Source organism: Synechococcus sp. H60.2 (assembly GCF_047462315.1).
Classification (GTDB): Bacteria; Cyanobacteriota; Cyanobacteriia; order Thermostichales; family Thermostichaceae; genus Thermostichus.
On sequence record NZ_JANSIZ010000100.1, the window covers coordinates 1 to 6,920 of the forward strand.

The 6,920-nt window shown below is 61.6% G+C and carries 9 protein-coding genes and 1 pseudogene; 2 read left to right on the forward strand and 8 right to left on the reverse strand.

The window, feature by feature from the left end; translation table 11 throughout:
- From NW845_RS11870 to NW845_RS11890, 5 genes and pseudogenes are all read right to left on the reverse strand, one after another.
- Positions 1–284, reverse strand: a pseudogene (locus NW845_RS11870) (RNA-guided endonuclease TnpB family protein); the annotation flags it as partial.
- Positions 285–443: 159 nt separating this feature from the next.
- Positions 444–1,184, reverse strand: a complete 741-nt coding sequence (locus tag NW845_RS11875) for a DUF1995 family protein (protein ID WP_414378686.1) — start codon at positions 1,182–1,184, stop codon at positions 444–446.
- A gap of 47 nt (positions 1,185–1,231) precedes the next feature.
- Positions 1,232–1,696 carry a GUN4 domain-containing protein gene (locus NW845_RS11880; protein WP_414378687.1) on the reverse strand — a complete coding sequence of 155 codons (465 nt, stop codon included), beginning with the start codon at positions 1,694–1,696 and terminating at the stop codon, positions 1,232–1,234.
- 50 nt (positions 1,697–1,746) lie between these two features.
- Positions 1,747–2,274: a hypothetical protein gene (locus tag NW845_RS11885; RefSeq protein ID WP_414372788.1), complete on the reverse strand. Its 528-nt coding sequence runs from the start codon at positions 2,272–2,274 to the stop codon at positions 1,747–1,749.
- A gap of 182 nt (positions 2,275–2,456) precedes the next feature.
- On the reverse strand, positions 2,457–3,221 hold the full coding sequence (locus NW845_RS11890; protein WP_414378688.1) for a GvpL/GvpF family gas vesicle protein: 765 nt from the start codon (positions 3,219–3,221) through the stop codon (positions 2,457–2,459).
- A gap of 200 nt (positions 3,222–3,421) precedes the next feature.
- Here NW845_RS11890 and NW845_RS11895 point away from each other — a divergent pair, with 200 nt between their 5' ends.
- Positions 3,422–4,042 (forward strand): DUF3318 domain-containing protein, encoded by a 621-nt coding sequence (locus tag NW845_RS11895; protein WP_414378689.1) that lies wholly within the window; start codon positions 3,422–3,424, stop codon positions 4,040–4,042.
- On the opposite strand, the gene surE is transcribed toward NW845_RS11895, so the two are convergent.
- Positions 4,025–4,756: a 5'/3'-nucleotidase SurE gene (gene surE / locus NW845_RS11900; protein WP_414366270.1), complete on the reverse strand. Its 732-nt coding sequence runs from the start codon at positions 4,754–4,756 to the stop codon at positions 4,025–4,027. The genes NW845_RS11895 and surE overlap by 18 nt on opposite strands.
- 195 nt (positions 4,757–4,951) lie before the next feature.
- Here surE and gap point away from each other — a divergent pair, with 195 nt between their 5' ends.
- Positions 4,952–5,965: a type I glyceraldehyde-3-phosphate dehydrogenase gene (gene gap, locus NW845_RS11905; protein ID WP_414366271.1), complete on the forward strand. Its 1,014-nt coding sequence runs from the start codon at positions 4,952–4,954 to the stop codon at positions 5,963–5,965.
- Positions 5,966–5,968: 3 nt separating this feature from the next.
- On the opposite strand, the gene folK is transcribed toward gap, so the two are convergent.
- Both folK and folB read right to left on the reverse strand, forming a co-directional pair.
- On the reverse strand, positions 5,969–6,475 hold the full coding sequence (gene folK, locus NW845_RS11910) for a 2-amino-4-hydroxy-6-hydroxymethyldihydropteridine diphosphokinase (protein ID WP_414366273.1): 507 nt from the start codon (positions 6,473–6,475) through the stop codon (positions 5,969–5,971).
- Complete coding sequence (gene folB / locus NW845_RS11915) at positions 6,472–6,843, reverse strand: dihydroneopterin aldolase (protein ID WP_414366274.1); 372 nt, start codon at positions 6,841–6,843, stop codon at positions 6,472–6,474. Before folB ends, folK begins: the two co-directional genes overlap by 4 nt.
- Positions 6,844–6,920: the final 77 nt, after the last annotated feature.

Here is a 6,920-nt window from a genome sequence, read left to right on the forward strand (position 1 = left end):
AAACGCTGATAGGCATAATCTACCCGCTTGACCGTAGCTTGCAAAGTCATGGAGTGGAGCTGAGCAAACTCCGGCCACGCCTGCTTGAACTCTGGCAGAAGATTCTGCTGCTCAAGGTAAGTAACCGTCCGGCGGTTGCGCCGGTACTCATAGCGTCGGTGAGCAACACAAGCGTTGTAGAGGTAGCAGTGCAAGCGGCGGGCGTCCAACAAAGCCCGCTCTTGGGTTTTGTTGGGGTACAGCCGAAAGGTCTGCCGCCTGACTACCCGTATAGTCTCAGTCACCCTTGTGGCTCGGTCGTCACCACAGTCAGTCTAGCACCGGAACGATAGGCGGGGTGGCGACGTCGACGCAACACACCCGGAATCAGTCAGGAGGCGCTATCCCTCCCCACCGTATAGACAGTGGGGAATCCCGCGCCTTACGTTGAAGCTGCGGGTCGATCAGGGGATCCCGCCCAGCCAGCGCCGCCAGCTCCACCAGGGATCCCCTCTCCTGGTGGCCCTAAACAGCTCGGCCACTTCTTCGCCGCTGGGTCGAGCCCTAAAGGTCTGGAGGACGCTGTAGAGGCCGGGCTCTTCCTGCTGCCACAGGCTCCAGGGATCCGGGTAGGCGCGAAACAGGGCTCCTTCCAGCAGCGAGCGCAGGTAGTAACTGGTCTCAAAGGTGCTCAGGAAGCGTTGCCGCAGCCGGCGCCCGGCCAGCCCCACCCCCACTGCGGCGGCATCCTGAAGTTGTGGGTTGAGGAGAACGACGGGCTTGGGATCCCGGCCTTTGGCAGCCAGCCCAGAAGGATCGCCGCCGCTCACCACCTGGCAGACCCGCTCCACCTGATCCAAGTTGTAAACTGCTGGCATTACAAACAGGACGCTCTGGTCTGGTGTAGGCTGCGTGCGGGCAGTCAGGCTTTGCAGTTGCATCCCGTCGGGAAGGGATCCCCACTCCCGCTGGGCCAGGGCTGCTCCGCCGGCATCGCTGAACAACACCAAAGCCGGTGGCGGCAGCAGCTCCAAGAACGGACGGGCTAAGACTTCCGGCTTGATGTCGGGGGCGAGGATCTCGATGAGCAGGCGGCGATACCCCGCCTGGATAGCCAGGCGTGTGGCCTGGATGGCCTGCTCGCAGGCTTGGGCCAGATCGCCGGGCAGGTGGGGAAACTGAGTCAGTTGCAGTTGTTCAGCCACGGTCTCATCCCATCAGATCCATCAGATAACAAGATTGCAACAGACGCTCAGCCGGACAAGTCTTCCCAAGCCCTGTGGGTGAGCAGTTCTTCCAGAACCCGCACCCCCCGCAGTTGGTTGGAAAGGGGCAGGTGACCTTTGGGGGCAGACAGATCCCAAATGAACTCGTCGGGGTAGCGGGTCCAGTGGTAGCCTTGTTTCCAGCCAATCAGCGGCCAGAGGCGCTCCCAGTTGCGATTCACCCCCAGCCAGAGCTGCCGCTGCACGGAGTAGCCGAAGCGATCCCCGGAGGCCGCCCGCCACAGGCGATCGATGGTGCGCAGATCCTCTGCCGGGATCCGGCTCACTTCGGAAAAGTACAGCCAGCCCCGCCGCGCCGCCCCCTCTCCCGCTGCCCGGCACAGCAATTGCAGGCTCAGCCGATCCGCTTCCAGCCAGGCTCCCGCCGCTAACAACTCCTGGAGAGGCCGATAGTCAATGTCCAGGGCTGAAATCAGAGGGACTGTCACCATTGCCGTTGCAAAAGGTTTCTTTCGAATTCTAGTCCCTGTTGGCGGCCCACTCAGGGTTCAGGAGGATACTTGGGCGGGTTCCCAAAGACGATGCGATAGCCAAGATAGGCCACCCCTAGCAACCCCGCCAGGATCCACAAGAAGGCTGAGAAGGGCATGTAGGAAAAAAAGACAAGATAGACCCGGCGGCTGAGCCAAGAAAAAATGAGATAGACTGCCGCCAAGAGGCCGATCCCTTGCAAGGTGCGGAAAGCCGGCACCCGCGAGAGCGGCATGCGCTGCCGCGCCACCCAGATGGAGCTCAGAAAATAGTAGGGAGGCACCAGCAGCAGAAACATATCCGCCTGCTTCACCACCGCCTGCCAGCCAGCCGTGTTGGTGGCATAGGCCAAGTAACCGGCCCAGAGGACAAGGCTCACCGCTGCCAAGCCGATGTTCAAGCTGAGCAAAAAAGGCTCTTCCCACTGCCCCGGGATCCAGTGGCAGAGAACCCAAACCAGCCAAGGAGCCGCGAATAGCAGGATCGCAATGGTCAGGCCGTTGGCATTTAACTGAGTAAAAAATGTTTCCAATGTCATGAGGGCTGAGGGGACAGGAGGTCACTTTCAATAGTAATAGTAGTGGTAGTTCCAATCCCTCGCCAGAATTCGTAAAATAGTAAAATACCCTGAAAAATTACAGCCAAAAAATTGCGTCCCTGCTGGGTCAGGCTTTCCAGGCGGGCGAAAAGGGATCCTTTGACTTCACCTTTTCTAGGGTGCTACTGAGTACATCTGGAGGGATCCCGGAGGGTACCCATAAAGTGATAGGGGGGCAAGGGAGGGCTCCAGTCCAGTTGCCAGCGGGGGTGAGCTGCCACCCAGGTTTGGGTGAGCTGAGCTGCCGCTTCCCGTTCGGCAGGGGTGAGCAAAAAGTAAAGCCGCAGGACTTCTCCCGGCTGCGGATCCCCTCTTTGCACTGGCCAGGTGGAGGGCCAAAGCTGCTGCAGGGCTGCCAGCTCCTGTTCTTGCCGCTCTTGGGCCTGTCGTTGCAGTAGATAAGCTTGTTTGCGGGCCAACAGATAGGCTGTGCCGCTGGGGGCGGGTTGGGGATCCGGGGAGGGCTGGGGCGACAGTTTTCCTTTCAGGCAATACTCGGCTCTTCCCCCGATGGCCGCAAGGGCCTGTTCGTACTCCGCCTGCTGGGCCAGTAGGTGGGATCCTAGCTTTTCGGCTGAGAGAAAGCAGGTGCCAAAGCGCAGGGGCAGCAGGGGCATTTGGGCAAACAGCCGGCAGATCACCTGGTCGTGGCGCAGGGCAGAACGCACCAGCACCTCATCCGAAGCCTGCAGCGACGCAGGATCCGGCATCGGCTCCACAGCAGCGGCAATTCGGCCTCCCGGGGGGGAAAACACCTGCAGTGGCCCGCGGATCCCTTGAGTTTGTTGAATGAAATGCCAAAGCGGTGCATCTGGCATCGGCAAGAAGGCATAGGTGTAAAGGGGGCTGCCAGCGCTCTGTTCACTGGGTTCCGGTAAAACTGGCATTGGGTCGGATCGGAGGGTAGGCTTTTCCTCTCAGTCTAAGCACACTTGCTGGCGCTTTTCGCCCTGGGGGGCTGCTACCGGCGACCTGGAGATGCGGTAGACTAACCTGGCAGGGTTCTTCAGGTCTGGGGTGTTCGGGGCTGAAAGGCTGCTGGGGGGCAGGTGGGATCCCCCCTTTCCGTGCCTCTACAGGTAAAACTATGACCAGCCGCTCAGACTTCAAACCCTTGGAAACCTTTCAAAAAGAAGAGATCGAACGCTTGCGGGATCTGCTTCCCGCTTCCCTCCGGCCCTTGCTCAGCGTTGTCCCCCACTCGGGAGGTGGAGCCCTGTTGTTCTCCCGCCGCAAGGCCCCTTGGCAGCCCCAGGGCATCATTGCCATCGACTTTCTTCGCTGGCAAGGGATCCCGCAGCCGCAGCGGGATCTCCTGTTTTTGCGGGAGGTGGGCTGGTTCGACAATCGCAACTGGCTACAGCCGGGGTTTTACCAGTCGCTGGCCTTGCTTGGTGGCATCACCACCGTGGCGGAGCTCTCTTGGCAGCACCCGTTTTCTGCCCTGTTGGCGGGTGGCATCACGGCGCTCTCGGTTCGACAGATCTGGCAAAACCTGAATCGGGAGAGCGCCCATTTCGATGCCGACGAGTTTGCCCTGCGCCGTGCCCAGTTCCGCGGCTACACCCGCCAAGAGGCGGCCCAACACCTAGCAGATGCCCTGGAGCAGGTTCTAAAGCTGGATCCCACCGACATCCTGACGGCACTGCGGCTGCAGCGGCTGAGAACCATTGCCCGCAACCTCACTCCCTCACCTGGGAGCTCCTAAGGCCAGGTGCACCTGGGTGATGGCCACCCGACCGGAGAAGCAGATATCGGTATCGGTCTGGGGATCGCGGGCTCGCTCTGCGTAGCGACCCTGGTAGCGAAACCACACCGATTCCAAGCCTTTCCCCTCTGCTTCTACGGCGTAATCGAGCGGCAGCGGCTGTGTGCAGAGGGGGCAGTAAACTCGCTCCGGCAAAGGGGATCCTGGTGGCAGGTGGGGCAAATTGACATTCCAGAAGGAGCCGGCTGGCAGGGGTTGTTCCATCAGCTCGGCCAAGATCTCCCGCGTCCACCGCTGTGCCTGTTCCCAATCGATGGGTTGGCTCCCTGCCCGATACTGGGAAATGGCAATTCCCCGGATCCCGCGCAGCGCCGCTTCCCGCACCGCCGCCACCGTGCCGGACAAGTACACATCCGATCCCAAATTCCCTCCCTCGTTGATGCCAGAAAGCACCCAATCCACGGAAGGGGCGAGCTTAAACAGGGCCACCCGCACACAGTCGGCAGGGGATCCCTCGACAGCAAAGGTGCGCTCGCCGCGGGCCCAGGCGCGAAAGGGCCGCCCCGTCGTTACCTGGTGACTGCAGCCGGAAATCGGCTGGTGGGGGGCCACGATCCAGCAGTTTTCCTCGGCAACGAGAGCGCTGAGGGCCAGCCTGAGGTGCGCCAGCCCTGCCGCCTCGATGCCATCATCGTTGGTCAGCAATACCTTCATCTGAATTCCTCTACCGGCAACTTCCTGGGTTAGCCTGAATCGCAAATCTCCGTTGCAGATGGGATCCAAATCTGGAGATCTGAAGTGCAAAGGCAAGGCGGATCCCGTTCTTCTTCTAACCTATCCCTAGGGGGTTGGCGTCTCCTGCGCCGCGGCCCTCGACCCCTGATCCTGAACTGATACCGGAGGATTGCGATGACCACACGGGTAGCCATCAACGGATTTGGCCGCATTGGCCGGTCGTTTTTGCGGGCGCTGCTCTCCCAGCCAGAGCGAGGGCTGGAGGTGGTGGCGGTTAATGATCTAACTGAGCCGGAAAACTTGGCCTACCTCCTGCAATTTGATTCTGCCTACGGGCGCCTGCCCCAGACCGTGAGTGCTGTGGACAGACACCTGCAAGTCGGCAGCCACAAGATCCGGGTTCTGGCAGAACGGGATCCGGCGCAACTGCCCTGGAAAGACCTTGGGGTTGACCTGGTGGTGGAGTCCACCGGCCTGTTTACCAAGCGGGAAGGGGCAGTCAAACACCTAGAAGCTGGCGCCAAGAAGGTGATCATCTCCGCCCCTGCCAAAGGCGCCGACCTAACGGTGGTGATGGGGGTCAACGACGACCAGTACGACCCCGCGCGGCACCATATTGTCTCCAACGCCTCCTGTACCACCAACTGTCTGGCGCCGCTGGCCAAGGTCTTGTTGGATCGCTTCGGCATCGAGACGGGCTTTCTCACCACCTGCCACGCCTACACCGCCACCCAGGCCATTGTGGATCGTCCGGATCCCAAAGACTATCGGCGGGGCCGCTCGGCAGCGGTGTCGATTGTGCCTTCCACAACCGGAGCAGCTACGGCAGTTGCCGAGGTTTTGCCTGCCCTAAGAGGGAAAATGGATGGTCTGGCGCTGCGAGTGCCCGTGCTAACCGGCTCGATTGTGGACTTTGTCGTGCGCACCGAGCGGCCCATTACCAAAGAGGCGGTTAACCAAGCCTTTGTCGAGGCTGCTGAAGGGCCGCTGCGCGGCATCCTCGCCATTGCCCCGCCACAGATTGTTTCGGCCGATATCATCGGCGATCCCCACTCTTCGATTGTGGATCTGGAATCAACAATGACGCTGGGGGATCGCACCGTGAAGGTGCTCTCCTGGTACGACAACGAGTACGGCTACGCCTCGCGGCTGGTGGATCTGGCGGTGAAAATGGCGGCTGCGCTGTAGAGCTCAATCCCAGCCTAAGTCGGTGCGCTCCAGCCAGGAGCTATCCAGGGCAGCCAGCGCCTCAGCTGCAGCTACGCCGGTTTCAGGGTGGCGCCAATGGGGAGCGATCTCGCACAGCGGGGCCAGGACAAAAGGGCGCTCCATCATGCGAGGGTGGGGCAGGGTTAGCTCAGGGCTCTTCAGGATCCGGTTGCCCATGGCCAGCAGATCCAGATCCAGCGTTCTGGCCTCCCAGCGGATGCGCCGCACCCGCCCCGCCTCCTGCTCGATGGCCAGCAGCGCCCTCAGCAACTCTAGGGGCGATTGGTAAGGGGGAAAGGGATCCAGCGCCACCACGGCGTTGAGGTAATCCGGCTGCCCCGGCGGCCCCCCTTGGGCAGGGCTGCGGTAGAGGCTGGAGCGGGCCACCACCTGGCCCAGCCGCGGCAACTTCTCTCCAGCCGTGCGCAACTGCTGCAGCGGATCCCCCAGGTTGCTGCCCAAAGCAATGTAGGCCAGGTCAGGCTTCATGGAAGAGCAGGGCGACGGCGGACGATCTCCACGTAGACATCCTCGAACAGGCCCGGCAGGGGAGCTTGCGGCTTGTGCACCCGCACCGTCAGGGCTTCCAACTGGGGATAGTTCTGCCACAGCCGCTCAGCAATCCGCTCTGCCAACGTCTCGATCAGCCGGTAGCGTCGCTGGGTTACCTCTTCCCGCACCGCCTCGTACACCTGGGCGTAGTCCACTGTGTGGGCTAGGTCATCCGCTTGGGGAACCCAACCAAGCTGCATCTCCACATCCACCACAAAGCGCCCTCCCAACACAGCCTCCTCAGGACGATAGCCGTGGTGGGCATGGAAGCTAAGACCCCGCAGCACCAGCCTAGTGGGGTTCATCGTGGAGACCTGCCCAAGCTGCCAGAGCCGAGACATGGGCCGGGACGTTGTGCACCCGCACCCGGGTAGCGCCCCGG